Source organism: Bacillus sp. SYZHCR11 (assembly GCF_057196865.1).
Genome location: NZ_JBXUND010000002.1, coordinates 631,125 through 657,944, shown reverse-complemented (window position 1 = coordinate 657,944; position 26,820 = coordinate 631,125). Strand labels below are relative to the sequence as shown.

Genomic DNA, 26,820 nt, shown 5'->3' with positions numbered 1-26,820 from the left:
TGTTTTTATTATATGCTTTTCATGCTGCCGCCGTCGGCTGACACTTGCTGTCCGGTAATATAGGAGGCTTCTTCAGAGGCAAGAAAGGCAGCCAGCGCCGCGGTTTCTTCCGCAGTTCCGACACGCTTCATCGGGACGCCTGAGGCAATCCGTTCCTCCGCTTTCGCTTTAGAAATGCCGTTTTGCTTCATGACATTCTTTACGAATTGGTGATAACGGTCTGTGGCGATAAATCCGGGATTCAGACAGTTGACAGTAATGTGAAAAGGCGCAAGCTGAATGGCGATGTTTTTGCTGGCATTAATTAAAGCGGCGTTCATCATGCTGTTGGTAAACATATTGGCGCCGGGTTCTTTCCATAGGTTTCCGACGATATTAATGATTCTGCCGAATTCGTGCTGTTTCATGATCGCTGCGGCCGTTTTCATAGAGTCGATATAGGCGATCGTTTTATTCGTAAAGGTATTGGTCATATCCTCTATATCGCAGCTTTCAAAGGTATCCGGCGAGCCGCCCGGAATGTTGTTGATCAATACATCAAGCCGTCCGCATTGTGATCTGATCTCTTCAAAAATGCCGGCTCTCGCCTTCTGGTCCGACATATCGCCGGCCAGAACGGTGACGCCCGCATCCGGATGTTTGGTGAGGATCTCTTCTTTTACCGATTCGATATTTTCGGGAACTCGTGAATTAATGACGGTATAAAAGCCATTGTCCGCCAGTTTCAGAGCGATCGCTTTGCCGATCCCCTGGCTGGCTCCCATAATAAATGCGGTTCGTTTTGACAACTGTCTGCACCCCTTTACCAAAATGGAATCTCCTTTACATCGTAAAAAAAAATGATAAAAATAGCAAATTTTATTTAAATTCTGACAAAGAAAAAAACCGCCGGACAGGCGGGTGGGTGTTACACGTGCAAAAACTTCGGAAGCGTGTCAAGAGACAAGCGGTTTCCGACAAAAAATGAACCGAATTCTCCGTAGCGCGCGCTGACTTCATCAAAGCGCATTTCATAAACAAGTTTTTTGAACTGAAGCACATCATCGCTGAAGAGCGTGACGCCCCATTCGTAATCGTCAAAACCGACAGACCCCGTGATAATCTGTTTGACTTTGCCGGCATAGCTCCGTCCGATCAAGCCGTGGCTTCTCATCAGGTTTCTGCGTTCATCCATAGAAAGCATGTACCAGTTGTCGTTGCCGCTTCTTCTTTTATCCATCGGATAGAAGCAGACGTATTTCGCTTCCGGCAGCTCAGGATACAGGCGTGCGCGGACATGCGGGTTTTCATACGGATCGCCTTCTCCGCTTGCGAGGTAGTTGCTCAGCTCAACCACGGACACGTAAGAGTAAGCCGGGATCGTAAATTCAGCAAGCTTTGATTTGTTAAATTCAAGCTCGATTTCGTTCAGCTCTTCCATTGTCGGGCGAAGAATCATCAGCATGAAATCAGCTTTCTGTCCGACGATGCTGTAGATGGTTTGCGAGCCTTTGCCTTCTTTTTGGGCGACGCCCCATTTTTCAAGCAGTCCCGTAAATTCGTGAATAATCGACAGGCGCTCATCGCTGGATAACATCTTCCATGACGTCCAGTCCATTGTGCGGAAATCGTGAAGCGCGTACCAGCCGTCAAGTGTTTGGGCGGCTTCGTTCGTTTTTTGCTGCTCACTCATGTATCTTCACTCCTATATCTTTTCATTACATTGATGCCTTCACTATATCACAGTTTAACCGTTTCGGCTGTGGAGAAACCTTGAATAATCCGAAACCTTGTGTCAGAAACTAAGCCGTGAAACAAACCGTCAATTAAATTAGTTAGAAAAATAAGATTTCTTTTTGAAAGCGCTATAATAGAAGTTGGTTATTTGAATTTAGCTGGAAGAAGAGTATGCTGTAAAAGTAAGCGTTTTTTGTCAACATAGAGGAGGGAATATCGTGGCAGATTTATTTACAAAAGTACAAGAAAAAGTCGCAGGAAAAGATGTGAAAATCGTATTTCCTGAAGGGTTGGACGAACGTATCCTGGTTGCGGTCAACAACTTGGCGGGCAACAAGGTATTAAAGCCGATCGTAGTCGGCAATAAAGAAGACATTCAAGCAAAAGCGAAAGAATTAAATCTTACGCTTGACGGCGTGGACATTTTTGACCCGCATACATATGAAGGCATGGAAGAACTCGTTCAGGCTTTCGTAGAACGCCGCAAAGGCAAAGCGACGGAAGAACAGGCCCGCAAAGCTTTGCTGGACGAAAACTATTTCGGCACGATGCTTGTGTACAAAGGTCTCGCGGACGGACTTGTCAGCGGAGCCGCACATTCTACAGCCGATACGGTGCGCCCTGCACTGCAAATCATCAAAACAAAAGAAGGCGTGAAAAAAACATCAGGCGTCTTCATCATGGCCCGCGGTGACGAGCAGTATGTGTTCGCTGATTGCGCGATCAACATTGCTCCTGACAGCCAGGACCTTGCCGAAATCGCCATTGAAAGCGCCAATACGGCTCAAATGTTTGACATTGACCCGCGCGTTGCCATGCTCAGCTTCTCTACAAAAGGATCGGCGAAATCAGACGAGACGGACAAAGTGGCTGAAGCCGTGAAAATTGCGAAGGAAAAAGCGCCTGAGCTTACGCTTGACGGCGAGTTCCAATTCGACGCTGCATTTGTGCCGTCTGTCGCGGAGAAAAAAGCGCCGGACTCCGACATTAAAGGAGACGCGAATGTATTTGTATTCCCAAGCCTTGAAGCAGGAAACATCGGCTACAAAATCGCTCAGCGCTTAGGCGGCTTTGAAGCGGTCGGACCGATTCTGCAAGGATTGAATATGCCTGTAAACGATCTTTCCAGAGGATGTAATGCGGAAGACGTCTACAATCTTGCGTTAATTACGGCTGCTCAAGCGCTGTAATCCGCAAAAGCCGGTCTTTACGAGGACCGGCTTTTTTTATAGAAAGAATGTCACTGCGGCCCAGCCGAACAGGGACAAACAGAGAGAACCGATCAAGCCTGCTGCGAGCGCCCGCCAGCCGCTATGACGAAACGCCGATATATGGACTTTCAAACCGAGACCCGCCATCGCCATGCCGATTAAAACATAAGACACTTGAACAAGAAACGCGGAAGACGAAGCTGAAATAACGCCTGATGTATGGATGGCGCTCATTCCGAGAAATCCGAAGATAAACCAAGGGATGGGGAGCGAATCGGCAGAAGCCGTCTTTGACTTTCCGCTGCGGCGCGCCCGCATTCCGAGCATGAATGCGGCCGGGACGAGCAGCGCGACCCGGGTCAGTTTGACGATCACCGCCATCTCGACGGCTGCTTTTCCTCCGGCGCTGCCGGCCGCCGCCGCATGCGCCACTTCGTGAAGCGTTGCCCCGCAAAAGGCTCCGTAAGCCGCGGGAGAAAAGCCTAATCCATGATAAGCAAGAGAATATACAACAGTAAAAACGGTTCCTAATAACGAAACGGCGGCCGCGCTGATGGCGGCTGCATTTTCATTTGATCTGATCTGCGGCGCGATCGCGGCAATGGCAGCCGCTCCGCAGATCGCTGTGCCGCAGGCTGTCAGCGTGCTGAGTGTCTGATCTATACGGAACAGCCGGGACAGTCCGTATACAACGGCACCCGCAAACATCATACAGCAGACGGCAATTGCAAATACGTGCCAGCCCGCATGATAGATATCCGCCAGATTCAGTCTCATGCCAAGCAGGATGATGCCTGCTTTCAGCAAGTATTTGCTTGAGAACGCGATCCCCGGCTCTAATGCCGCCCGCTGTCCGAATACGGCGCGCCAGAGCATGCCGATCAGCATGGCAAGGACAAGCATTCCGAGCATATGCAAAAACGGCAGGCGGCTGACATAGAAAGCCGCAAACGCAATTCCTGCGGTAACTGAAATACCCTTTATCATCTTCATCTCAGTCACTTCCCATTATCTTGATAACTCCACTTTACTGCGGTCTTAATCATTAGTAAAATATATTTATATGATCTAAACGATTAGGAAAAATAATGATTAGGGGCGATGCTTTTTGTATTATGGGGAACTGAAAACATTCATTGCCGTCGTGGAAGAAAAAAACTTTACAAAGGCGGCGCAGAAGCTGATGATTTCTCAGCCAAGCGTCAGCCTTCACATTAAAAACCTGGAGAAAGAATTTCAAACCGCTTTGCTGAACCGCTCTCCGAAGCACTTTACGACGACGCCGACGGGGGACATTCTCTATCAGCGCGCCAAGCAGATGGTCTTTTTGTACGAACAGGCGAAATCTGAAATTTACGCCCACCATCATTATGTCAAAGGGAAGCTCAAAATCGCCGCGAGCTTTACCATCGGCGAATATATTCTGCCGCCGCTTCTCGCAAAGCTTCATGACGAGTATCCCGAGCTGAACCTGGACGTCATGATCGGAAACACGGAGGAGGTCAGCGAAGCGGTTCGGATGCTTCAAGCCGATATCGGATTAATTGAAGGGCATACGGGGAAAAACGAGCTCGACATTCAGCCGTTTATGGAGGATGAATTGTGCATTGCCGCACCGAACGGACACCCGCTCGCCGGCAGAAAAAACATCCCGGCTGCCGAATTGCAAAATCAAGCGTGGGTGACAAGGGAGAAGGGTTCGGGAACGAGGGAATATTTAGACCACGTCCTTCAATCAAACGGACTGCGGCCGAAATCCATGATGACGATCAGCAGCAACCAGGGCGTCAAGGAAGCCGTGATCAGCGGAATGGGTCTTTCCGTTCTGTCAAAAAGCGTGCTGCAAAAGGATCTGCTTCACGGCAGCATTTCCGTGCTTGAGATAAAAGGATTCTCCTTAAAACGGAAACTGTCTATCATCCAATCTTCCATTATGGAGAACACAAAAAACAAAGAAATCTTCATCGCTCTTTTGAAAAGCCAATTTCAATCATCTCAAGCGGAGTGATATAATAAATGCATGGAAAGCCTATGACGAAAGGGATTTAATATAGATGGGAAAGCAACCGATTGATTTACTGATGCAGCCGAGCTGGAGAATCATTGACCAATCCAGCCTCGGCCCTTATTTTGATGCGAAGCAGTCATTCGCAATGGATGATACGCTGTGCGCCTCCGTAGGCAAAGGGGAATCGCCTGCGACGGCACGCACTTGGGTGCACCACCGGACGATCGTGCTCGGCATTCAGGACACACGCCTGCCGTTTTTAGAGGACGGCGTGAAATTGCTGGAGGGCGAAGGCTACCGTGTCATTGTCCGCAATTCCGGGGGCCTCGCGGTCGTTCTCGATGAAGGCGTATTGAATATTTCTCTTATTTTTGAAGATGAGAAAAAAGGCATCGACATTGACAGAGGCTACGAGGCGATGACAGAGCTGGTGCGGCGGATGCTGCGTCCGTACAATGCCGAAATTGAAGCATATGAAATTAAAGGATCGTACTGTCCGGGCAGCTATGATCTCAGCATCGGCGGCCGAAAATTCGCGGGAATCTCACAAAGACGCCTGCGGGGCGGAACCGCGGTTCAGATTTACCTCTGTGCCGATAAAAGCGGAAGCGAACGCGCCGATCTGATCAGACGTTTCTATCAAGCCGCTTTAAAAGACAAAAGCAACGATACAAAAAGCGTATATCCCGATATCCGGCCCGAAACGATGGCTTCATTAAGCGAATTGCTGCAAACGGACATTACCGTGCAGGACTTAATGCTGGCGCTTTTGACTGAACTGAAGGAACTCAGCGGACGCCTGTATGCAGCCGAATTATCGCCGGAAGAGGAAATGGTATTTGAAAAAAATCTGATCCGAATGCTGGAACGGAATGAGAAGGTGTTCGGCACGCAGGAAAGCTTGGACTGAGTCCGGGCTTTTTTGTTTCAATGATAACCCCGATATGCCTCATAAAATATTCAAAGTCGCTGTCCGGTCTGCCTCTGAATGAAATGGCTCCTTCTGTTTTTTTAATAAGCTGTACGATCATTCTGAAAATAGTGGTTTTACCTGAGCCGTTCGGCCCTAAAAGGCCGAAAATCTCACCTTTCCTCACATCGAAAGAAATTGACTGTACAATAGGGGTATGATTGATGGTTTTAGAGACATCTTTTAATATCAGGGCTGGTTCACTCATGCTACTTGCACACCTTCCTTATGATTTAGGGTAAAAGCCGTCAAAACCGAAGAACATGCTTCCGATCAGGCCGGCAGCGATTAAAATGAGAGCAATGCTATACCACATTTTTCGATTCAATGGTTTCCCTCCTTACAATGCTGACATTCCATTTGAAATAGCGCAAAAAGATGCGGAATATCAGTTTCGAAAGATCAAATCCGGCCATAAACACCGCCATACCCGCTCCGAGGACCATACATCCGTTAAAAATGGCTGTTACAATCGGAACTTTTACGAGGAGAAAGAATGATCCGGTCATCAGCATCAGGCCGATTGCCATCAAACTTAACACCGCAACAGAGGCAAAAAGAAACGGTGTCAGCATAAACATGAAGTTGAACATGCCCATACCCAGCATCAGGCCGAATGCTTTGAAAAAGGAGCGCCATGTTTTCTGCTCCTCGGCATCACTGATGAAAATATCCGCTTTTAAGGCGTGCGCAAGTGTTTTGGGGTTTCCTAAATTGCCGGCGATTTGTTCATCGCTTTTTCCTTCAGCGACGCCCATTTGGAATATTTCGCCGATATCGGCGAGTATCTCTTTTTGTTCAAGTTCCGGCAGATCTTTTATTTCCCGCCGGAGATGTTTTAAATATTGGTCTTTACACATTCATTTTCCCTCCTTAATGATGCTGTTCACTTTTTCGGACAGGTCAAGCCATTCCGATTTTAATGTGTGATGATAAAAGGCGCCTTCTTCTGTTACTTTGTAATATTTGCGTGACGGGCCTTGATCTGAAGCTGCTGTATACGTTTTTAAATAGTTATTTTTCGTAAGTCTTCGTAATATGGGGTAGATGGTGCCCTCCGATACAGGGAACGTTTCACTTATGACCTTGATTAATTCATAACCATATAAATCTTCATAAAGAAGCAGGGACAACACACAAAGTTCCAATGCTCCTTTTCGTAATTGGCTACTCATTTACTATCATTCCCATCATATCTAATAATTGTATTCTCTGTACAGTGTATTGCACAGTAGCTAATCGATCAATAATTCCCAAGAACCATTTGGGATGAGGAATTGAATCTTTATGCTTATGTGCGGGCGGGGACCGAGATGCGCAGCCCTTGCGGGAAGAAGGCCTCCTGAACAATGTTTACATTAATATAGATCAGGATGCGCGTCATTGACAAATGGCAAAAACCCCTTTTTCCATGACAAGGAAAGGGGTTTTTTGCGTTATTCGGCCATTTTTTCTAAATTGCCGTTTCGGTCCATTTTAAAGGACGGAGACGCATGCTCGTCGTCTTCAAATAAAACTAGTTTTCTGGCTCTGTTCATAATTTTCACCAAGGTTTCGTAGTCTTCCTGAATGGTTTTTTGATCTTTTTCAAGCTTTTCGACGGCCGCTTCCAGCTGCTCGGTTTGAGACTGAAGTTCTTGGTTTTCCCGTTTTAAACGGTCATTTTCCATCTGCAGGGCGGAAGTTTGCTTTCCGCTGCCTTCATAGCTCTGCAGAAATTGAATGACGTCTGCCATTGTGAGCTCCGCCTTTTGGCTCGGCTGCTGAGGCGCCAGCAAATGTGATAAACTAGCTAACTCTTCCTTGAAGCTTTCATCGACATAAGGCATATGTTCGCCGGACATGACGGCTTGCCGATCCTCTTTTGGCGCTTCCGTTTGAACCGTCTCTTCGGCTGCGGTTTCTTGAATGATGTCCGCATCCGGTGCAGGCGGCTGGTATAATAGTTTCTTCTTGGCCGGCTGGCCGTTTCCGAGCGCGCGCATCCGCTGTTTCCGCTGTTTTTTTGCAAGCTGAAGCGCTTTTTCATATTGATGGCGCACGACGGCATTCCATCTGAATCCGCACGCTGCCGACGTTCTGTTTAATTTATCGCCTACCTCTTCAAAGGCGTTCAGCTGCGTGCTTCCTTCCCGGACGTGCCGGAGCACGGTTTCCGCAAGCAGCAGGTCATTTTCCTCCGACCAGGCGTCCTGTCTTTGCTTTGTCAATGTTCTCAACCCCCAATAATCTTTGATGGTATTAGAATGTCCAGATTGGAAAATATTTATACAAATTGGCTGAAAGAATGAGAGATACGCAGAGCCTTGCAGGATAAGATGAATCCTTGTACAATAAAACGTGATGTGATTTTTTTCGTTTTTAAAAATTAAGATTTAACATAGAGGAACATTGAATGAAGGGAAGCGTACATCATGGCTAATGAATTCCGAGTGTGTGATGATTGCCAGGCCACCAATATTAAGACATTGCTGCCGCGTTTGAAAGAAGCTGACCCGGATGCAAAAGTGGAGGTCGGATGTCAGTCATATTGCGGGCCCGGACGCAAAAAATCGTTTGCTTTCGTAAACAACCGCCCGCTGTCGGCGCCGACTGAGGACGAGCTGATTGAGAAAGTGAAAAAGAAGATCAAAAAGTAAATGTGCATTTTTACGACAGCCTCGCCCGATGGGTCAGGCTTTTTTGCTTCAAAAAATCAATGATTGAAAACTGGAACAAAACGCCGGACAAATTCAAGGATGTTTTCAAATTACAGAGCCGATATAATAGAATCACGGCTAAAAAAAAGAGGGAATGACGATGGCGTATCCAAACGGAAAATTATCAGAAGAAAAAGTGTTTAAAGATCCCGTTCACCGCTATGTTCATGTGCGGGACAAGCTGATCTGGGATTTGATCGGCACCCGTGAATTTCAGCGGCTGCGCCGGATCAAACAGCTCGGTACGACGTATTTGACGTTTCACGGCGCGGAACACAGCCGTTTTAACCATTCTCTCGGCGTCTATGAGATTGTCAGACGAATGGTTGATGATGTTTTTAAAGGGCGTCCTGAATGGGATGACAATGAACGCGAACTCTGTCTCAGCGCCGCGCTTTTGCACGATTTGGGACATGGGCCGTTTTCGCATTCCTTTGAAAAGGTTTTTCATCTGGATCATGAAGACTATACGAGGGAAATCATTCTCGGCGACACCGAGGTGAATCAGGTTCTCAGAAAGGCGGGACCGGGATTTCCGCAGGATGTTGCCGAAGTCATTGCCAAAACATACAAAAACAAACAGGTGGTCAGCCTGATTTCGAGCCAGATTGACGCCGACAGGATGGATTACCTTCAGCGGGACGCATACTATACGGGCGTCAGCTACGGACATTTTGATATGGAACGGATTTTAAGGGTCATGCGTCCGCGAGAGGACCAGATCGTCATTAAGCAAAGCGGCATGCACGCCGTCGAAGACTATATTATGAGCCGCTATCAAATGTACTGGCAGGTGTATTTTCATCCCGTGACGAGAAGCGCTGAAGTCATTTTGACGAAAATTCTCCACCGTGCGAAGCAGCTCCATGAAGAAGGGTATATATTCACTCATGCTCCCGTTCATTTTTATTCCATTTTTGAAGGGAAGCTGACGCTTGCGGATTATCTGAAGCTTGATGAAGCCATCATTTTATATTATTTCCAGGCTTGGGAGGAAGAAGAGGACCCGATTCTGTCCGACTTGTGCCGCCGCTTCATTAACCGCCAGCTGTTTCAATATGCCGAATTTAATCCGAATGAGGAAATGTCGGCTTATTTTGAACTGACCGCTCTCTTTAAAGAGGCGGGAATTGATCCCAATTACTATTTAGTGGTCGATTCTTCATCGGATCTGCCGTATGATTTTTACCGGCCGGGTGAAGAGGAGGAGCGTCTGCCGATTCATCTGTTAACGCAGAACGGCCAGATCAAAGAGCTGTCCAGGCAGTCCGCCATTGTCGAATCCATTTCGGGCAAACGCCGGACGGACCATAAGCTCTACTATCCGATGGACCTCATTTGCGACGATTCAGAAAACCCTGAAGCAAAATTAAAAATCCGGCAGCTGCTGGGACTGACATAGAAGGATTTTGGTAAAGAAGGAAAAGGAGATGTCGGGAATTTGTTGAAAGAACATGCAAAACTGATGAAGGTGTTCTCGGATTCTGGAGAAATCATCGGGCGGAAAAAGCTGCAGAAAATCATTTATATCGCGAAGAAAATGCAGTATCCTTTCTACGAAAAATATGATTTTCATTTTTACGGCCCGTATTCCGAAGAACTGACGCTTCGAATTGAAGAGCTGTGCAATCTTGGGTTTCTGGATGAGGTGAAGGAAAAAAAGGGCGGCTACTTTCAATACCGGTACTCGCTGACGGAGACGGGAGCCGAGTTTTTACATCATGCGGAGCTTAAGATGCCGGATATGAAGAAGTACATCGACAGCGTCAACAGCCGCTCATCCCGGTTTCTGGAGCTGGTGTCTACGATTTTGTATTTTGACGGCCTTGAAGCTGAGGAAAAGAAAGAGAAAGTGTTTACGATAAAAAGCAAACAGAAATATACGGATGAAGAATATGATGAGGCGCTTCACTACATAGAAGAGCTGAAACACATTTGTTAAAGGCGATGCTTTCGTCTTTTTTTATGAAAAAACCAGGCCGCGATGAAGCGGGCCTGGTTTTGTTTATTGTCTCAATTTGCTGTGCTTGTACGAATATAAAAAGTAAACGATGACGCCGATGATCAGCCAGACGGCAAAATAAAGCCACGTTTTCAGCGGCAGATTGACCATTAAAAACAAACAGCAGATAATGGCCAAAATCGGCAGTACGGGTACAAAAGGCACTTTAAATCCCCGTGGCAGATCCTTATGGGTGCGGCGCAGAATCAGTACGGACAGACTGACCATGGCAAATGTCAATAGCGCGCCGATGTTTGAGAGATCCGACAGCTCTTTCAGATCAACAAAACCCGCGATGCATGCGCTGATCAGTCCGATCAGCCACGTATTAAAGATCGGCGCTCCCGATTTCTTTCCGACAATGGTAAAGACTTTCGGCAGCATTCCGTCTCTTGCCATCGCAAAAGATATACGGGTCGCCGCATAGGTATGAGCGAGAACGACAGCCATCAGTCCGATCACCGCACCGGCAGCGATAATGCCCGCCACCGCGTTTTGTCCGACAGTCTGCAGCACATAAGACATGGCTTCCGGCACATTAAGCTGTGAATACGGAACCATACCCGTCATGACGAGACAGACGATGACGTATACCAATGTACAGATCACCAGTGAACCGATAATACCGATCGGCAGGTTGCGCTGCGGTTTTTTGACTTCTTCAGCCGAAGCCGAAATCGCGTCAAACCCGAGAAACGCAAAAAAGACGGCAGAAGCCCCCGTAATGACGCCTTTGATTCCAAAAGGCATAAAAGGATGCCAATTGCCCGGCTTTACAAAAAAGCTTCCTGTGATGATAAACAGCAAAACAATTCCGATTTTTACGAGAACCATTATATTATTAAAGGTTTTGCTCTCTTTAGAGCCGCGTGACAGAACGACGGCAATTAATAGAGTAATGATGATGGCAGGAAGGTTGACGATCCCCCCCTGGCTCGGCACGTGCAGCAGACTGTCCGGCAAAGGCATGCCGATTTCGGCTAACAGATTATTAAAATAACTTGACCAGCCGCTTGCCACCGCTGACGCCGTCACCATATAAACGGATAAGAGCGTCCAGCCCATTAAATGGCCGACAATTTCTCCCATGGTGGTATAAGAGTAAATATAGGCGCTTCCGTAAACCGGGAGAACAGAAGCGATTTCGGCGTAACATAATGCTGCAAGGCTGCAGACAACGGCTGCAATGATAAAAGAAAAGATTACGGAAGGCCCGGCGTTTTTCGCGGCTGTAATGCCTGTAAGAACCATGACGCCCGTCCCGATGACGGCGCCGATGCCCAGTAATGTTAAATCAAATCCACCCATCGTTTTGGCAGTCTGCCTTTTTCTGCTTTGTTCAAGCAGCTGGGTGATGTCTTTTTTTTGTAGGATATTCCGCAACACGCATCCCTCCATCCAAAAGCAAAAGCCAAGAGGGACTCTTTGGCTTTTACCCGTGTCACATCTTCTGTGTAATCGACAATCCTGTGTTCTGTTTCCCCGTCTGTTCCGTTTCTTTTCTTTTCTTTTCTTTTCCAATCATATTGTCTGCCGCATCCGATCAGATTATCCTTTCCGTCAAACGCAGTCACCCTTAATGATTTTACCTGAATCGTGTCTATAAAACCAGCATTGCATAAAAGGATATGGTAAAAAAGAGGGAGACAAAAGTCTGTGCAGGGCAGGATAAAAGTTGCGGGCATTCCGGCCGGAATTTTGACTTTCTCCGTAAGGTATCAGTAAAATGTAATAAAAAACAAACAAATGATGATGGATGCATCTTGAAATGGGGAGTTTCTGCATGAAGCACGATAACTTGCAAGCAAATGTACTGGATTACGCGCTCACGAAATATTTAAAGAGCACGAAAAAGCTTGATGAGGCGACAATTCCAAAGAGTATAAACAATATCAGAGGATTTATTCTGAGGATTATTTACCGGCACGGCACGTGCACGATTAAAGATATATTGCAGGAGGTCACATTATCGCCTTCCGCCACGACAACCGCTCTCAATCATTTAGAAAAAGAAGGATTCGTGGAAAGGTCGAGAAACAATGAAGACCGCCGCACGGTATGGATGACGCTTTCCGAATCGGGAAAAATGGCGGCCATGCAAATGATTGAAAACCGGCAGCTGCTCATTGACGAACTGTTCGAAGCATTGACAGAGGAAGAAAAGAAAATCTTTTTCAGCCTGGTTGAAAAGGTTGTGAAATAAGCCGGCCTGACATAGCAGCGCCGGCCATTATCAAGGATTACTCCGTATCGCTGATCCGTTTGCCGGCGACGGCGTAATGATCCTTTCTCATTTCTTCAATCATGACAATGATCTTTTCTTCGGCTGCGCCTGTCGTTTCTTTTACGGCTTCTGTCACTTTTTCAACCAGATTCCGTTTTTGTTCATCTGTGCGGCCTTCAAGCATTTTAACGGTTACGAGCGGCATGGTGCTGATCCTCCTTTATCGTTTCCTCTCTTTGGAAGAGAGATCACTTATAGTATACTGAATGAAGGACAATCTTGCATTTTTAAAAAAAGGGGATTTTGACATTTGGACAGATTTTTATATTATCCGCTGGAGCTTATGCCCTATGTCGTGATTACGCTGATCGTGGCATTTACGATGCATGAACTGGCGCACGCGTATGTCGCGTATCGGTTCGGAGACGATACCGCGGCGAGACAGGGCAGATTAACGCTCAATCCGATTAAACATCTTGATGTTTTCGGAACGATTCTAATTTTGGTCGCGGGTTTCGGCTGGGCCCGTCCGGTGCCGGTGAACCGCCGCGCCTTTAAAAGACCGCGGCTGGCGGGAGTGCTGGTTTCCGTCGCCGGGCCCGTAAGCAACCTGCTTCTTGCCTTTATCGGTTTCTTTTTGCTAGTGTTGATGCATGCTTACGGAATGGAGCTGCTTTCTGCATTCAGCATGGGGCTTGACCGCTTTTTCTCTATTTGGATTCAGCTGAATCTCGCGCTGTGTTTATTCAACCTGCTGCCGCTTCCTCCGCTTGACGGCTACCGGATTATTGAGGATCTCGTGCCGCCGCGGGTGCGCGCCAAAATGACTCAGTTTGAGAGCTACGGGATTATCGTGTTTCTCGTGCTGTTTGTGACACCGGTCGGCTCCTATGTCGTGTGGCCGCTGTTAAGCGAGGGGAGAGACTGGATTCTCAAGGTATTTGCCATTATATTTCAACCGCTTTTGTAGGAGGGTATTTTCATGGAAGAAAAAAAGAAGAAAACAATCGGATTTAATATTATTAAAAGTGATCCGACCGACGGACATGGCGGTTTTGGCGCCGGGTCGCTGAGCCTTGACAATATTTCTCCGGTATTTGTCGATGTGGAAGAGAAGGAAGCTTTCGTAGACATCGGCGCAATGCATGCCCGCAGTGTCGTTGAAAAAGGCATCAAATTCCTGCCGAACAAAGATGAAGTGCCGAACGGAAAACCGTACTGGCTCGTGTGGGTCACCATCGACAGAAAAGAAGAAGGCCCTTATTACGCGGGTGTGACGGCTTGTGAAATGACCGTGGACAGAAGTATCCGCAGAGGCTATAAGTCATTGCCGGAGCATGTGAATTTAATGGATAAATCAATGAAGCGCCGCATTATCGTGGACAAAATGGACGCCAGCTCAAAGCAGGTGCTTGCTGAATTTCTGCAGAAGCATGACCAAGGGCTCTGGGAACGTTCATCCGATGAATTGAAAACGGGTCTGCTTCCGGACGAAAAATAATTTGTGAACTTTTTGTGAACTTTATAAATATTTGCACTAATTTGCAATTGTACTGAGTAAACTGTTGATACAGAATCAGGACATGGAAAGTCCCGAGCCGAACCAAGACTCGGGGTTTTTCATGTTTACGCGGAGGTTTCATCATGTTCACCGTCTTTGACATCGGGCCTTGGATCATTGAAGCAGATACGGCGGAAACGAGAAAACAATATGAAAAATCATGGCCTGATCCCTGCGATTGCGGGAGCTGCCGGAACTTTTCCGAGGCGGTGAATCTCCTTCCCGCCGAGAAAACAAGACTGTTTACGCGGTTTGGGATTCGTCCGGCTGTCTGTCACGACTTGGGGGAGCATGGAAAGGAAAACGGCCTGCATCATTATGCGGGCAGCTATCCGATTGTCGGCAGGCTTAGGGAAGGCTGGCCGAAGTTTCATATTGAGAGAGAGGGAGATATCCGCTTTTCGTTTTCTTTGCCTAGTACAACATTTTTTATACCGAAGGGTTTTCCTGACCCTATTATCCATCTCGACTTTTCACTCTTGCTCCCATGGGTGCTTGAGGAAGACGCGGATTAAGCCCGGCGCGCAATGCACCGGGCTCAGTCTTTTTTGCCGAGCCACTTATCCCACCACTTTTTGCGCGGAGCTTCTTTACGGGCGGGGACGTGTTCCTTTTCTTTTTTAGACGGTTCCGGTCCGTAGCACACATCCGCGGGCTCAGTGCCTGCGATGAAATACGTGTAATGCTTTGCGGCGCATCCGGGTCCCGAAGTGTAGCCGGAAGCGGGGTCAATATAGACGCCCGTGACGCCCTTCGGCGGTTTAAGCGCTATTTCCGGTTCTCCTTCGAGCGCCTTCTCCATAAAGTCCGCCCAAATCGTCTTCGCATAGCTTTTTTCTTCTACTGAATCAATCGTGCTGCTTTTGTCATAGCCTGTCCACACACCGGCGGCAAGAGCCGGATTAAAGCCGATCATCCAGCTGTCTGCGCTGGTCGTGCCTGATTTCCCGCCGTACGTCCGGGTCAGCCGGTCTGAAATGGTGCGTCCCGTGACGGAAGTATAGCCGTTTAAATCCTCATCAAACATGCCCGTCATCATGCTCGCCGTCACAAAAGCGGCTTTTTTATCAAGCGTCTGCTGATGTCCGCGCGGCTGTTCATACAAGATGTTGCCGGCGGTATCCGTCACTTTTGTGATAAAGGAAGGGGTGATTTGTTTTCCCCCGTTTGCGAGCATCGCATAGGCATTAACCATCTCAATCGGGCGCACGGGTTCAGTCCCGAGCGCCAGAGACGGAAGGGGCTTTAAATGTTCGCTGATGCCGAATTCCTTTGCCGCCGACACGAGCTTATTCATGCCGAGAAAGAGATGGGTCTTCACGGCATAAATGTTGTCTGATAACGCAAGCGCCTGAAGCAGCGTAATCGGTTTATTGGCGTAGTAGCCGTTGTAATTGCTTGGAGAATAGGTATCTCCGTTGTCGTCAATCTGGAACTCTGTGGCTTCGCTTTTCATCAGCGTGACCGGTGTAAAGCCGCTTTGAATCGCTTTGTAATACAAAAGCGGCTTGATCGTGGAAGCCGGCTGCCGTTTCGCCTGTGTCGCCCGGTCAAACGGGCTTTTTTCGTAGTCACGTCCGCCGAGAAGCGCAAGAACGCGCCCTGTTGCCGGGTCAATCGCGGAAAAGCCGACCTGAATGTCAGAGCCGGTACGGATCGTATGTGCCACAGTGTTTTCCGCAATCCGCTGCATGCGCTTATCAAGCGTTGTATAAACACGCAATCCGCTCGTTGCGAGCTGTTCGCGCGTCATGCCGAGCTTTTTCTCGAGTTCTTTCATCGCATCATCGTAAAAATAAGGCGCCGTTTTCGCTGCGGTTCTGCTTTTCAGCGGCTGATAGGCAAGCGGCGTTTTCTTAATCCTTTCCGCCTTTTCTTTTGAGATCATTTTTTGTCCGGCCATCAGACGGAGAATGGTTTCCTGACGCTGTTTGGCCTTCTTTTCACTGACATATGGCGAATAGCCGGACGGGCCTTTCGGTATGCCCGCCAGAAGCACGGCTTCCGCATCGTTCAGATCTTTGGCGTGTTTGCCGAAATACAGGCGGGAGGCGGCTTCAATTCCGTATGCGCCGTGGCCGTAATATATCGTATTTACATAACCTTCTAAAATCTCGTTTTTAGAATAGTTCTGTTCAAGGCGGATCGTGTAAAATGCTTCGTTCCATTTTCGTTTCCATGTTTTATCATGCTCAAGGTAGAGATTTCTCGCGTATTGCTGGGTGATGGTGCTGGCGCCCTGAACCTTGGCCATTGCCTTTATGTCAGCCAGCGCGGCGGCGGCCATCCGCCGGTAATCAAAACCGTGGTGATTGTAAAAGTTTTGATCCTCCACCGCAATCGCGGCCTGCACCGCTGTCGGATTGATATCTTTTAACCGGACCCAGTAGCGCTTTTCCCCGAAATCGGTCTCACCTAGCTTTGAGCCGTCATTTGCATAAAGAATCGTAGACTGAGGAACCCGGACGGAGGGGGCGCCCTGCCATTTCGCTGCAAGAAGAACGGATGTGAAGCAGACGCCGGCCAGCATTCCGCCGATCAGTGTCAGAAAGATGCAGGCGCGGATGATTTTGAATGTGATTCTGAGCTGATTTCCAGATACTTTATCCACTTTTGGGAACCCCCTTTTTCATGATTCTATTATTATGTGAAAAAAGGGGGTTTTTTAAACATATCAGACCGGACACTTCTTTACTTTTTCCCCTCCATCCTCTATACTTTTTCCTTAGGTGAAAATGAGATTTTAACCGGAATAAAAGCGATACAGACGCTTACAATAAATGAAATAAGCCTTGAAAGGGAGATGACAATTGAGCGAGCTTTGGTATACGGAGAAGCAGACGAAGAATTTCGGCATTACATTAAAGGTGAAACAAACATTACATACGGAACAGACGGAATTTCAGCATCTGGAAATGGTGGAGACAGAAGAATTCGGCAACATGCTGTTCTTAGACGGAATGGTCATGACTTCTGAAAAAGACGAATTCGTCTATCATGAAATGGTTGCGCACGTCCCGTTATTTACGCATCCGAATCCGGAAAACGTTCTCGTTGTCGGCGGCGGAGACGGCGGTGTCATCAGAGAGATTCTGAAGCACCCAAGCGTAAAAAAAGCGACGCTTGTCGACATTGACGGCAAGGTTATTGAATACTCTAAAAAATTCCTTCCGTCCATTGCGGGCAAGCTTGATGATCCGCGCGTCGATGTGAGAGTCGATGACGGTTTCATGCACATCGCGAAATCAGAAAATGAGTATGACGTTATCATGGTTGATTCAACAGAACCGGTCGGACCGGCCGTCAATTTGTTCTCAAAAGGCTTCTATGCCGGAATTTCCAAGGCGTTAAAAGAAGACGGCATCTTCGTCGCGCAGACGGACAACCCGTGGTTTACACCGGAGCTGATTACAAACGTACAGCGTGACGTGAAAGAAATCTTCCCGATCACCCGTCTGTATACGGCTAATATCCCGACGTACCCGAGCGGCCTGTGGACATTTACGATCGGTTCTAAAAAGTACGATCCGCTTGAAGTGGAGGACAGCCGTTTCTTCGACATCGACACGAAGTATTACACGAAAGAGCTTCACAAAGCAGCATTTGTTCTTCCGAAATTTGTGAGCGACTTAATCAAATAAAAACGTACGGCGCAGGAGCGAATCTTGCGCTTTTTTACAGGAAAGCGAGGGTATTATTGATGAGATTTGATGAAGCATATTCAGGAAAAGTATTTATCGCGAGCCGCCCCGACTGGAAAGAGGCGGACGCCATCCTTTACGGCATGCCGATGGATTGGACGGTCAGCTACCGTCCGGGTTCACGGTTCGGCCCGGGGAGAATCCGCGAGGTGTCTATCGGTCTTGAAGAATACAGCCCGTACCTCGACCGTGACTTGGCTGATTTGAATTTCTTTGACGCCGGAGACATTCCGCTTCCGTTCGGCAATCCGCAAAGAAGCCTTGATATGATTGAAGAATACGTGGACGGCATCCTAGAAAAAGGCAAGTTCCCGCTCGGCATGGGGGGGGAGCACCTTGTATCATGGCCTGTCATAAAAGCCATGTATAAGAAGTTTCCGGATCTTGTCATCATTCATTTTGACGCGCACACCGACCTGCGCACGGATTATGAAGGCGAACCGCTTTCCCACTCTACTCCGATCCGCAAAGCGGCCGAGCTCATCGGGCCGCAAAACGTATTTTCATTCGGCATCCGCTCCGGAATGAAGGAAGAATTTGAATGGGCGAAAGAAAACGGCATGCACATTTCTAAGTTTGAAGTGCTTGAGCCGCTGAAAAAAGTGCTGCCGCAGCTTGCGGGACGCCCTGTTTATGTCACGATCGATATCGACGTTCTTGACCCCGCTCATGCGCCGGGAACGGGCACGGTTGACGCGGGAGGCATCACGTCTAAAGAATTGCTCGCGTCCATCCATGAAATCGCGCGCTCAGAGGTCAGCGTAAAAGGCGCCGACCTCGTAGAAGTGGCACCGGTCTATGACCACTCAGAACAAACCGCAAACACGGCAAGCAAGATGATCCGTGAAATGCTGCTTGGGTTTGTGAAATAGAAAGAATTTCCCCCGCTTGAAACATGGCGGGGGATTTTTATATTGTATATAAACTACTTAGAAGTTAGTAAAAGAAATATATTATTTTACTATTAATAATTGATGTTATTGATAAAAATTATATAATAGGGTATTATTTAGTAAATACATCTTTAGAAAGGAAGTTAGAATGAAAACAGCAGTAGAAAATGAATTGGAATTAAAAAAGATTGAAATTTCAGTAATTAAACTGATAATTGCTGAAAAGCCTAATAAAGAGATCGCTAAGTCATTAAACTACTCGCAGCGTAATGTCGAATATATCATAGCCGGTCTTTGTAAAAAGTGGAATGTAAGTACTAGAGTCGGTATTGTTTCGGAAGCATATAAAAGGAATTGTATACAGTGAACGAAATGAAAGAAAAACCCCTATTGAGGGGGTTTATTTATATATGCTAAAAAAACATTCTATACAGGAATGCCGTAAAAATAAAAACTGAGATTGTCAGGTAGTTCAAATTTGTTCTCCATTTCAGAAGAATAAACAAAAGAAATAAGTATGCAATATTGAACAAATCAAAGATAGAAAAAATCAAATGATTACTTGTGAAAAATAAACTAGTGTTTGGATGTTGTGCGAAAATATTTTTGAATGATATAAGAAAAAACTTAATCGCGACCGGGATGTTAGAAAACATAAATAGGGAATAAAAAGTTTTGATCTTAATCTGAGCGCCAAGAAAATTTATAATGAGAAATAATACGAATCCTTCAAAAATGACCCCGAACATTAAAAGAAACAGTGCGGCTATTGCAATGATGTAATCTAAATGTTTTACTTGCTCAACAACTTGTATAGGGATGTTTTTGGGAATTAAACTTTTCATAAAAGGTAAAAGGGAACTTAAATAAAAAGCTAACCCGATAATATAAAACAAAAACGAGGACAAAAAATTAATGTTTCGTTCCTTAAATGAAGATAATTCAATTTGCATAATCCTAAGAGGCTCCTTTTATAAAGATAGGTGTAATAAATGTTTCTAACATAGCTGCTATCATTAAACCGAGAAATATAATACCAATATATTTAAAAGTGAATTTCAAATTTATTTTGAGGAGTAATAAATCTAAAGTTAATTTCATTCCTACAGAGGCTGCAAGAAGCAATACCGGCACTTCAATTATTCCATGGGGTATAACAAGCAGTAAAAGGTTTAAATTGTCTTTAATGTTTCCTATCGCATTTCCTAAAATTAATCCATTAATAATTAAAACAGCAACCGTGCCAAGCGACAGCGTTAACGGGCCTAAAAAAACAAGCAGACTCGCTACTTTAATATTATTAAAGAAAATCTGAAAAAAATCCGGACGGATATTTCGATTTAGATTATTTACATTTGAAGCGGAATCTGTATAAAAATATGCTGTAAATAAAGCAATTAAAAATAAGATCAGACAGAGTATGTACAATTTGACTAAAACATTCTTTTTAAACAATGTATTTTCATCCATTCGTTAAAGGGACTGCCAGGGATATTGAATTTAATGTTTTATATTATGCTGCTGCTGTACTTGCTGCAGCCAATTGTTCTAAAACGGCCAATGGCAAGCCTGCACCAAGAGATCCTAAAACAGTAATGATAGCCAGAACTGATCCCGTTGCGGTGATAGCACTGACAATCCAACTAGGAGCGATAATTCCAGCTCTGTTTAAAATATCGATAACATCCATGTTTAAATGATTATGTTTCATACTGAAAAGAGCGAGAACAATGATTCCTGATGCTACTAATGTAAAAATCGCTTTACTATTTTGTGTTTTTAAAAGTAGATTCATTTTTTCCTCCAATTTTTTCAATATCCCCAGCAAGTTAAATAATAAAATATATTGGAATCTATTTGAATTGCGGATTTCCGAAAAAATAATAGTTAAGAGGTGAAATCCGTAAAAGTATCTGCTGGCTTATTTCGTACAAAGAAAGCCGGACCATATGTATGATCCGGCTTTCTTTGGTACTGAAACATTATACTTTTTTTTCAAAAATAATATCAAAATGATCAGCTGCCCCATGAGCCTGAAATAGCAGGAGCAAATATTTGAACCAGCTTTCACCCTTGCTGCGAATACTTTTCAATAATTTATTTATAGTCTTCTTTAGGCTTTCCTTTCCATCGGTTTACTTCTGCTTTTATGAACTTGTATTCGTACATTGCTGTATAATCCTCCGGAAGTGTATTGAAATCGTTACCTTGTTTTTCGATTTTGATAAACTTGAATCCATAAATAGAGCGCGCAGCCTATTAAAAGAATCGGAAATTGCCATCCTGTATTTCCGTTTTTAAAATAATCTATTAATGACCATATCAGTAAAACGACAGTATAAAAACTAAATGCTATTCTGGCGGCTGTGCCCGATTGGTGTTTTTGCATCTCATCCATTTTCTTCATAAGAACCGCTCCCTTAATTTTTTTTGGCGTTATAGTTGAATACTTTATCTATTCCCGTATTTAAAGCGTGAGCTATCGAAAAAGCCAGACTTAAAGTCGGGTCATATTTATTATTTTCAATTGCATTGATGGTTTGCCTGGTCACATTGCAGAGCTTAGCCAGATCATTTTGTGAAATATCAGCTGCTGTTCTAAGTTTTTTTATATTGTTATCCACTAAAACCCTCCTTAACTTATTTTGTTTTTTATTTTAAATTTTCAAATTTATATATATTTATTTTAAATAATATATGTATAAGTGTCAAATACTTTTTACACATTTGAGTTCTAAGGTATGTTTTTTGTTTTTATAAATTAGTTGTTTATATAAAAAACGGCTTGCAGTTTAACCTGCAAGCCTAAAAGTAATTATCATTTAAATCATAGCTCTTTGTGCTACTTCGAATTGGTGTGAAGGTGTATTCGTCATATCTGCTGTTATAAAAACTGAGGTTACAGCTAAGCAAGTGAGTAAGACCTTATACTTCAGCTTCATAAAAAGTTACCCCCCCTTGAATATGCTGTCTTGCTTCTTCAACTTTTAAAAAGTATGTTGAAGCTTTTTTATAATCTTCAAGTTTGTGATAATATTTAGCTGCATCAAGAGCAAAATCTTCTATATCTGCATACATCATCTTACTTTCCAAAAAGTCAAAACTCCGTTTCATTGCATCCTCATCAGGTCCGTTCACATACAAAGATTTTAAAAATTCGAATTCGTGTAAATAAACTGAATCTGCTGACTCTTCGGAATAGATAACTCCTTTTTTATGATACTCGAGCGCTTTGTCGTATCTTTCTAATTTATAATGAATCTGTGTCATTAAAAAATATGCTTGGGGCAAAGAAGGGGTCATTTTAGCACTTTCAAAAACATCAATGGCTTTTTCAACATAAGTTATAGCTGCTTCATAGTCGTTCAGGCTTTGTTTGCAAAGTGCGATGTTATACAGCGTCCTGCCCATTAATTGAGGCTGTTTTTCTGTTTCTGCCAAAGAAAAAGCCTTTTGAAAGTGAGTAATTGCCCGATCATATAGTTTTAAATCCAGGAAATTTGCTCCGAATAAGGATTGGCATTGTATGAGCCTGATATCGTATGACGACTGAGCTTTATATATTTCATATGCCTGCCTTGCGTAATCGGTAGATACATACGTTTGTTTCAAATAGTAGTAGACTTCAGACATCTTGAAAAAGTACTCGGCTTTATCAATAGTATCCTTAATAAATGAGAGTTTCGTCTCAGCCTTTTTAAAAAATTTTATAGCCGACAAATATTCCCGCTGATCCAGCTCATACATCCCCCGGAAAAAATTAAAATAATAATCAAGCCGTCCGGTCAGCCGGGCCTGCTTTTTATCAATATCCGCGAGCAGATCCGATAGTCTCGGCTGTTCTTCTATCCGCTGCGATTCCAGCGGTTCGAGGTATTCGAGCATCAGATTGTGGCGGAATTCCATGAGAGAATAGTACAGATGAAGATCCTGGTCATCTTCCAGGCCTGCAAGTTCTTCTTTGATTTCTCTCCGCAAATACTCGGCGTCCGGGATGCTGAACCTTCGAATGTACATATACCATTCGTTGATTTTTTCTCCAATCGCTGAAGACGATAAAACACTCGCCACTATTCCGAATCCCTCCCTTCCACGTTATGTATATGACATATTTTATCATTTTCATTCGGAAGGATAGCGCAAAAATACCGCAAACTTTTCCCCTTTGACAAAGCCGTCCGCCGAAGGAACCGCATTTATCCCGCAGCCTAGGTTTTCCGGTTTTTTCATTTTCCTTAAAAATCATGTTTATCTTCAAAACCAATCAGCAAAGATGGTAAGATAGGAGGAAGCGGTTGAACTTTTTCCCTTAAAAACTTATACTATTCAGGTTAAGCGGGATGATGAAAAGGAAGTGTCAGCATGAGACAGGAGACACCAGTAGCCATTCATGTGCAATCATTCATTCATAACGGCTCTGAAGAAGAGTCGGTTGAATTTACATCGAGTGGATTCTATTACGTGAGAAACGGCAAAACGTATCTTTCCTATCACGAAGAGCATGATTTGGGCAAGATTAAAACGGTCGTCAAGATCACAGAAAAAGAGATTCTCGTAATGAGATCGGGCGCCATCCAAATGAAACAGCGGTTCATTCCGGGGGCATCGACACTCACTCAATATAAACTGCCGTTCGGACAAATGGAGCTCCGTACGGAAACGAAAAACATTCAATCTGATGTCGGCGGTTCGGAAGGCTCCGTCAAACTGACATATAACATGACTGTAGGCGAAAACCAAGAACATGTACATAACATGACGATCCAATATAAGGAGGAAACAAAGGCATGAATATTGCGGAACAGATGAAGGACGTGCTGAAGGAAGAGATCAAAGCGGCCGTTCTGAAAGCGGGCCTGGCGGAAGAAAGCCAGATTCCAAGCGTACTGTTAGAAACGCCGAAAGACAAAACACACGGTGATTATTCCACAAACATGGCGATGCAGCTGGCGAGAATCGCAAAAAAAGCGCCGCGCCAAATCGCTGAGGAGATCGTGGCGTCATTTGATAAAGGCAAAGCTTCCATTGAAAAGATGGATATTGCGGGGCCCGGCTTTATCAACTTTTACATGAACAACAGCTACTTAACAAAACTGATTCCGTCCGTGCTTGAAGCGGGTGAACATTACGGAGAGACAAACATCGGACAAGGCGAAAAGATTCAGGTCGAATTCGTATCGGCCAACCCGACGGGAGATCTTCACTTAGGCCATGCGCGCGGCGCGGCGGTAGGTGACGCGCTGTGCAGCGTGCTTTCTAAAGCGGGCTATGATGTGAGCCGTGAATACTATATTAATGATGCGGGCAACCAGATTAACAACCTGGCGCTTTCCGTTGAAGTCCGTTATTTTGAAGCGCTCGGCCTCGAGAAACCGATGCCGGAAGACGGTTACCGCGGCGAGGATATTATCGCCATCGGGAAAAAGCTTGCCGAAGATTTCGGCGACCGTTTCGTACATGAAGAGGAGAGCGAACGTCAGGCGTTTTTCCGTGAATACGGCTTAAAGTACGAGCTTGATAAACTTCGCTCCGACCTGGAAAATTTCCGCGTGCCGTTTGACGTATGGTATTCTGAAACGTCACTGTACGAAAACGGAAAAATTGATCAGGCGCTCGAGGCGCTTCGCGAAAAGGGCCATGTATACGAAGAGGACGGCGCGACATGGTTCCGCTCCACAACGTTCGGTGACGATAAAGACCGTGTGCTGATCAAAAAAGACGGCTCATACACTTATCTGCTGCCGGATATCGCATACCATAAAGACAAACTTGACCGCGGATTCGACAAGCTCATCAATGTATGGGGCGCGGATCACCACGGGTATATTCCGCGTATGAAAGCGGCGATTGAAGCGCTCGGTTACAAGAAAGGCACATTGGAAGTTGAGATCATTCAGCTCGTTCATTTATACAAAAACGGCGAAAAAATGAAGATGAGCAAACGTACGGGGAAAGCCGTAACGATGCGCGACCTGATTGAAGAAGTCGGCTTGGATGCCGTGCGTTATTTCTTCGCGATGCGCAGCGCTGATACGCATATGGATTTTGACTTGGATCTTGCCGTATCCACATCTAATGAAAACCCTGTGTATTATGCGCAATACGCACATGCACGTATTTGCAGCATGCTTCGCCAAGGGGAGGAGCAGGGACTTAAACCGGCGGCAGATCTTGATTTCAGCCATATTCAATCAGAAAAAGAATATGACCTGCTGAAAACAATCGGCGGCTTCCCTGAAGCAGTGGCAGAAGCGGCGGAAAAACGCATTCCTCACCGTGTCACAAACTATATTTATGATCTGGCTTCCGCTCTGCACAGCTTCTACAATGCGGAGAAAGTCATCGATCCGGAAAATAAAGAGAAGAGCCGCGCGCGTCTCGCTTTAATGAAGGCGACGCAAATTACGCTGAACAATGCGCTTCAGCTGATCGGCGTATCCGCTCCGGAAAAAATGTAATGATGATCAAAGGACAAAGTCTTCGGGCTTTGTTCTTTTTTTTGCATATAAAGCGTGTGATGTAATTCACAATCCAGCACACTGAGTTTTTGTATGATAAGACTGATATTGAATCAGTGAAAGGGGCAAGCCGAATGATCAATCGTCAACATATTCAATTATCGCTGCAGTCTTTAAGCTTAGTGGCAGGGTTTATGGTGTGGGTGCTGATTTCATCGCTCATTTCTCAAATGACATCAGATATTCATTTAAGCAAAGGCGAGATTTCATTGGTGACGGCGATTCCCGTTATTCTCGGATCGCTTCTCCGTATTCCTTTAGGATATTTAACGAACAGGTATGGCGCGCGGCTGATGTTTATGATCAGCTTCATCCTGCTTTTGTTTCCCGTATTTTGGATCAGTATCGCGGATTCTTTATTTGATTTAATTGCGGGCGGCTTTTTCTTAGGGATCGGCGGAGCGGTATTCTCCATCGGAGTGACGTCCCTCCCGAAATATTATCCGAAAGAAAAGCACGGTGTCGTCAATGGGATTTACGGTGCCGGAAACATCGGGACCGCCGTTACTACCTTTGCGGCGCCGGTTATCGCTCAAGCCGCGGGATGGAAAGCAACCGTGCAGATGTATCTTGTTTTGCTGGCTGTTTTCGCATTACTGCACGTTTTGTTCGGCGACCGGCATGAGAAGAAAGTCAAAGTTTCCATAAAGACACAAATGAAAGCCGTTTACCGAAATCATGTGCTGTGGATGTTGAGCCTGTTTTATTTTATTACGTTCGGCGCCTTTGTCGCCTTTACCATCTATCTTCCGAATTTTTTGGTTGAGCATTTTGGGCTGAGCCCTGCGGACGCCGGTCTGCGGACGGCCGGCTTTATTGCGGTCTCTACGCTGCTCAGGCCTGTGGGAGGGTTTCTTGCAGATAAACTGAGCCCGCTCCGCATTCTGATGTTCGTTTTCGCAGGGCTTACGCTGTCAGGCGTCATGCTGTCATTCTCCCCGGCGATCGGCCTTTATGCGTTCGGATCGCTGACGGTGGCAGTCTGCTCAGGGATTGGAAACGGGACGGTATTTAAACTGGTGCCTTTCTATTTTTCGAAGCAAGCGGGGATTGCCAACGGTATTGTGTCTGCCACGGGCGGATTGGGCGGTTTTTTCCCTCCGCTGATTCTGGCAAGTGTATTTCAGGCAACGGGTCAATACGCGATCGGGTTTATGGCGCTGTCAGAGGTCGCGTTAGCCAGCTTTGTCCTTGTGATCTGGATGTATTGGCAGGAAAGAATGAAAACACATACGGAGAGAAACAGTCATAGCCTTGATTCATAATGATCCATTCACAAGATTGTTAGTTTTTTCTGGGTGAGTGCAAATCAAGTCA

31 protein-coding genes and 1 pseudogene are annotated in these 26,820 nt (G+C 45.6%); 16 read left to right on the top strand and 16 right to left on the bottom strand.

Annotated elements, in window-relative coordinates; all coding sequences use genetic code 11:
* Nucleotides 1-8: 8 nt before the first annotated feature.
* Entirely contained in the window at nt 9-788 is a 780-nt protein-coding gene (bacG, locus tag AC2CGA_RS10035) for an NADPH-dependent reductase BacG (protein ID WP_484480183.1), read from the bottom strand.
* Between the two features lie 119 nt (nt 789-907).
* Nucleotides 908-1,672, bottom strand: coding sequence for a hydrogen peroxide-dependent heme synthase (hemQ, locus tag AC2CGA_RS10030; RefSeq protein WP_003151011.1), 765 nt, complete (start codon nt 1,670-1,672; stop codon nt 908-910).
* Nucleotides 1,673-1,934: 262 nt separating this feature from the next.
* Between hemQ and pta the strand changes: the two genes are divergently transcribed.
* Entirely contained in the window at nt 1,935-2,906 is a 972-nt protein-coding gene (gene pta, locus AC2CGA_RS10025) for a phosphate acetyltransferase (protein WP_003151012.1), read from the top strand.
* A gap of 36 nt (nt 2,907-2,942) precedes the next feature.
* On the opposite strand, the gene AC2CGA_RS10020 is transcribed toward pta, so the two are convergent.
* Nucleotides 2,943-3,920, bottom strand: a complete 978-nt coding sequence (locus AC2CGA_RS10020) for a YeiH family protein (RefSeq protein ID WP_182275219.1) — start codon at nt 3,918-3,920, stop codon at nt 2,943-2,945.
* Between the two features lie 115 nt (nt 3,921-4,035).
* Here AC2CGA_RS10020 and cysL point away from each other — a divergent pair, with 115 nt between their 5' ends.
* Nucleotides 4,036-4,935 (top strand): cysJI operon transcriptional regulator CysL, encoded by a 900-nt coding sequence (gene cysL / locus AC2CGA_RS10015; protein ID WP_003151014.1) that lies wholly within the window; start codon nt 4,036-4,038, stop codon nt 4,933-4,935.
* A gap of 46 nt (nt 4,936-4,981) precedes the next feature.
* Nucleotides 4,982-5,845 carry an octanoyl-[GcvH]:protein N-octanoyltransferase gene (gene lipL, locus AC2CGA_RS10010; protein WP_057080302.1) on the top strand — a complete coding sequence of 288 codons (864 nt, stop codon included), beginning with the start codon at nt 4,982-4,984 and terminating at the stop codon, nt 5,843-5,845.
* On the opposite strand, the pseudogene AC2CGA_RS10005 reads toward lipL, so the two are convergent.
* The 4 genes and pseudogenes from AC2CGA_RS10005 to AC2CGA_RS09990 all read right to left on the bottom strand — a co-directional run.
* Nucleotides 5,826-6,113 (bottom strand): annotated as a pseudogene (locus AC2CGA_RS10005) (ATP-binding cassette domain-containing protein); the annotation flags it as partial. The gene lipL and the pseudogene AC2CGA_RS10005 overlap by 20 nt on opposite strands.
* Before the next feature lie 97 nt (nt 6,114-6,210).
* On the bottom strand, nt 6,211-6,765 hold the full coding sequence (locus AC2CGA_RS10000; protein ID WP_139885475.1) for an HAAS signaling domain-containing protein: 555 nt from the start codon (nt 6,763-6,765) through the stop codon (nt 6,211-6,213).
* On the bottom strand, nt 6,766-7,080 hold the full coding sequence (locus AC2CGA_RS09995; protein WP_014306027.1) for a PadR family transcriptional regulator: 315 nt from the start codon (nt 7,078-7,080) through the stop codon (nt 6,766-6,768).
* 261 nt (nt 7,081-7,341) lie between these two features.
* Entirely contained in the window at nt 7,342-8,115 is a 774-nt protein-coding gene (locus AC2CGA_RS09990) for an RsfA family transcriptional regulator (protein ID WP_032857136.1), read from the bottom strand.
* 204 nt (nt 8,116-8,319) lie between these two features.
* Here AC2CGA_RS09990 and AC2CGA_RS09985 point away from each other — a divergent pair, with 204 nt between their 5' ends.
* The 3 genes from AC2CGA_RS09985 to AC2CGA_RS09975 all read left to right on the top strand — a co-directional run bounded on the left by AC2CGA_RS09985 (nt 8,320) and on the right by AC2CGA_RS09975 (nt 10,546).
* On the top strand, nt 8,320-8,544 hold the full coding sequence (locus AC2CGA_RS09985) for a YuzB family protein (RefSeq protein ID WP_003151034.1): 225 nt from the start codon (nt 8,320-8,322) through the stop codon (nt 8,542-8,544).
* Between the two features lie 160 nt (nt 8,545-8,704).
* The gene (locus AC2CGA_RS09980; RefSeq protein WP_003151035.1) at nt 8,705-10,006 is read left to right on the top strand and encodes an HD domain-containing protein; all 1,302 of its coding nucleotides are present in this window, start codon (nt 8,705-8,707) and stop codon (nt 10,004-10,006) included.
* Nucleotides 10,007-10,045: 39 nt separating this feature from the next.
* Nucleotides 10,046-10,546: a YwgA family protein gene (locus AC2CGA_RS09975; RefSeq protein ID WP_003151036.1), complete on the top strand. Its 501-nt coding sequence runs from the start codon at nt 10,046-10,048 to the stop codon at nt 10,544-10,546.
* Between the two features lie 63 nt (nt 10,547-10,609).
* Here the strand turns inward: AC2CGA_RS09975 and AC2CGA_RS09970 are convergent, their stop codons facing one another.
* Entirely contained in the window at nt 10,610-11,989 is a 1,380-nt protein-coding gene (locus AC2CGA_RS09970; RefSeq protein WP_003151037.1) for an amino acid permease, read from the bottom strand.
* Between the two features lie 400 nt (nt 11,990-12,389).
* Here AC2CGA_RS09970 and AC2CGA_RS09965 point away from each other — a divergent pair, with 400 nt between their 5' ends.
* Nucleotides 12,390-12,809, top strand: coding sequence for a MarR family transcriptional regulator (locus tag AC2CGA_RS09965; protein ID WP_003151040.1), 420 nt, complete (start codon nt 12,390-12,392; stop codon nt 12,807-12,809).
* A gap of 37 nt (nt 12,810-12,846) precedes the next feature.
* Here AC2CGA_RS09965 and AC2CGA_RS09960 read toward each other — a convergent pair whose 3' ends face one another.
* Nucleotides 12,847-13,035 (bottom strand): 2-hydroxymuconate tautomerase, encoded by a 189-nt coding sequence (locus AC2CGA_RS09960; protein WP_003151042.1) that lies wholly within the window; start codon nt 13,033-13,035, stop codon nt 12,847-12,849.
* Nucleotides 13,036-13,140: 105 nt separating this feature from the next.
* On the opposite strand from AC2CGA_RS09960, the gene AC2CGA_RS09955 reads away from it, so the two are divergent.
* The 3 genes from AC2CGA_RS09955 to AC2CGA_RS09945 all read left to right on the top strand — a co-directional run bounded on the left by AC2CGA_RS09955 (nt 13,141) and on the right by AC2CGA_RS09945 (nt 14,906).
* Nucleotides 13,141-13,800, top strand: coding sequence for a site-2 protease family protein (locus tag AC2CGA_RS09955; protein ID WP_003151043.1), 660 nt, complete (start codon nt 13,141-13,143; stop codon nt 13,798-13,800).
* Between the two features lie 12 nt (nt 13,801-13,812).
* Nucleotides 13,813-14,331, top strand: coding sequence for a YwhD family protein (locus AC2CGA_RS09950; protein WP_003151045.1), 519 nt, complete (start codon nt 13,813-13,815; stop codon nt 14,329-14,331).
* A gap of 143 nt (nt 14,332-14,474) precedes the next feature.
* The gene (locus AC2CGA_RS09945; protein WP_103695198.1) at nt 14,475-14,906 is read left to right on the top strand and encodes a hypothetical protein; all 432 of its coding nucleotides are present in this window, start codon (nt 14,475-14,477) and stop codon (nt 14,904-14,906) included.
* Between the two features lie 23 nt (nt 14,907-14,929).
* Here AC2CGA_RS09945 and AC2CGA_RS09940 read toward each other — a convergent pair whose 3' ends face one another.
* Nucleotides 14,930-17,002, bottom strand: a complete 2,073-nt coding sequence (locus AC2CGA_RS09940; protein ID WP_048367772.1) for a transglycosylase domain-containing protein — start codon at nt 17,000-17,002, stop codon at nt 14,930-14,932.
* A 199-nt stretch (nt 17,003-17,201) separates the two neighbouring features.
* Between AC2CGA_RS09940 and speE the strand changes: the two genes are divergently transcribed.
* The 3 genes from speE to AC2CGA_RS09925 all read left to right on the top strand — a co-directional run bounded on the left by speE (nt 17,202) and on the right by AC2CGA_RS09925 (nt 19,352).
* Nucleotides 17,202-18,032 carry a spermidine synthase gene (gene speE / locus AC2CGA_RS09935; RefSeq protein WP_003151052.1) on the top strand — a complete coding sequence of 277 codons (831 nt, stop codon included), beginning with the start codon at nt 17,202-17,204 and terminating at the stop codon, nt 18,030-18,032.
* Between the two features lie 59 nt (nt 18,033-18,091).
* Nucleotides 18,092-18,964 carry an agmatinase gene (speB, locus tag AC2CGA_RS09930; RefSeq protein ID WP_484480182.1) on the top strand — a complete coding sequence of 291 codons (873 nt, stop codon included), beginning with the start codon at nt 18,092-18,094 and terminating at the stop codon, nt 18,962-18,964.
* A gap of 169 nt (nt 18,965-19,133) precedes the next feature.
* Nucleotides 19,134-19,352 (top strand): helix-turn-helix transcriptional regulator, encoded by a 219-nt coding sequence (locus tag AC2CGA_RS09925; RefSeq protein ID WP_003151056.1) that lies wholly within the window; start codon nt 19,134-19,136, stop codon nt 19,350-19,352.
* Between the two features lie 590 nt (nt 19,353-19,942).
* On the opposite strand, the gene AC2CGA_RS09920 is transcribed toward AC2CGA_RS09925, so the two are convergent.
* From AC2CGA_RS09920 to AC2CGA_RS09895, 6 genes are all read right to left on the bottom strand, one after another.
* Nucleotides 19,943-20,455, bottom strand: coding sequence for a stage II sporulation protein M (locus AC2CGA_RS09920; protein WP_032859656.1), 513 nt, complete (start codon nt 20,453-20,455; stop codon nt 19,943-19,945).
* 43 nt (nt 20,456-20,498) lie between these two features.
* Nucleotides 20,499-20,780, bottom strand: coding sequence for a hypothetical protein (locus tag AC2CGA_RS09915; RefSeq protein ID WP_003151060.1), 282 nt, complete (start codon nt 20,778-20,780; stop codon nt 20,499-20,501).
* Between the two features lie 408 nt (nt 20,781-21,188).
* A complete protein-coding gene (locus tag AC2CGA_RS09910; RefSeq protein WP_003151062.1) occupies nt 21,189-21,392 on the bottom strand; it encodes a hypothetical protein in 204 nt (67 codons plus the stop codon).
* 13 nt (nt 21,393-21,405) lie between these two features.
* Nucleotides 21,406-21,609, bottom strand: a complete 204-nt coding sequence (locus AC2CGA_RS09905; protein ID WP_003151064.1) for a helix-turn-helix transcriptional regulator — start codon at nt 21,607-21,609, stop codon at nt 21,406-21,408.
* A 198-nt stretch (nt 21,610-21,807) separates the two neighbouring features.
* Entirely contained in the window at nt 21,808-21,927 is a 120-nt protein-coding gene (locus AC2CGA_RS09900) for a PhrC/PhrF family phosphatase-inhibitory pheromone (protein WP_003151066.1), read from the bottom strand.
* The gene (locus tag AC2CGA_RS09895) at nt 21,911-23,056 is read right to left on the bottom strand and encodes a response regulator aspartate phosphatase (protein WP_484480181.1); all 1,146 of its coding nucleotides are present in this window, start codon (nt 23,054-23,056) and stop codon (nt 21,911-21,913) included. Before AC2CGA_RS09895 ends, AC2CGA_RS09900 begins: the two co-directional genes overlap by 17 nt.
* A gap of 291 nt (nt 23,057-23,347) precedes the next feature.
* Between AC2CGA_RS09895 and AC2CGA_RS09890 the strand changes: the two genes are divergently transcribed.
* The 3 genes from AC2CGA_RS09890 to narK all read left to right on the top strand — a co-directional run bounded on the left by AC2CGA_RS09890 (nt 23,348) and on the right by narK (nt 26,768).
* A complete protein-coding gene (locus tag AC2CGA_RS09890; RefSeq protein WP_003151069.1) occupies nt 23,348-23,776 on the top strand; it encodes a YwiB family protein in 429 nt (142 codons plus the stop codon).
* Nucleotides 23,773-25,443 (top strand): arginine--tRNA ligase, encoded by a 1,671-nt coding sequence (argS, locus tag AC2CGA_RS09885; RefSeq protein WP_003151071.1) that lies wholly within the window; start codon nt 23,773-23,775, stop codon nt 25,441-25,443. The genes AC2CGA_RS09890 and argS overlap by 4 nt, the downstream gene beginning before the upstream one ends.
* A 134-nt stretch (nt 25,444-25,577) precedes the next feature.
* A complete protein-coding gene (gene narK, locus AC2CGA_RS09880; protein ID WP_345759035.1) occupies nt 25,578-26,768 on the top strand; it encodes a nitrate transporter NarK in 1,191 nt (396 codons plus the stop codon).
* Nucleotides 26,769-26,820 lie beyond the last annotated feature (52 nt).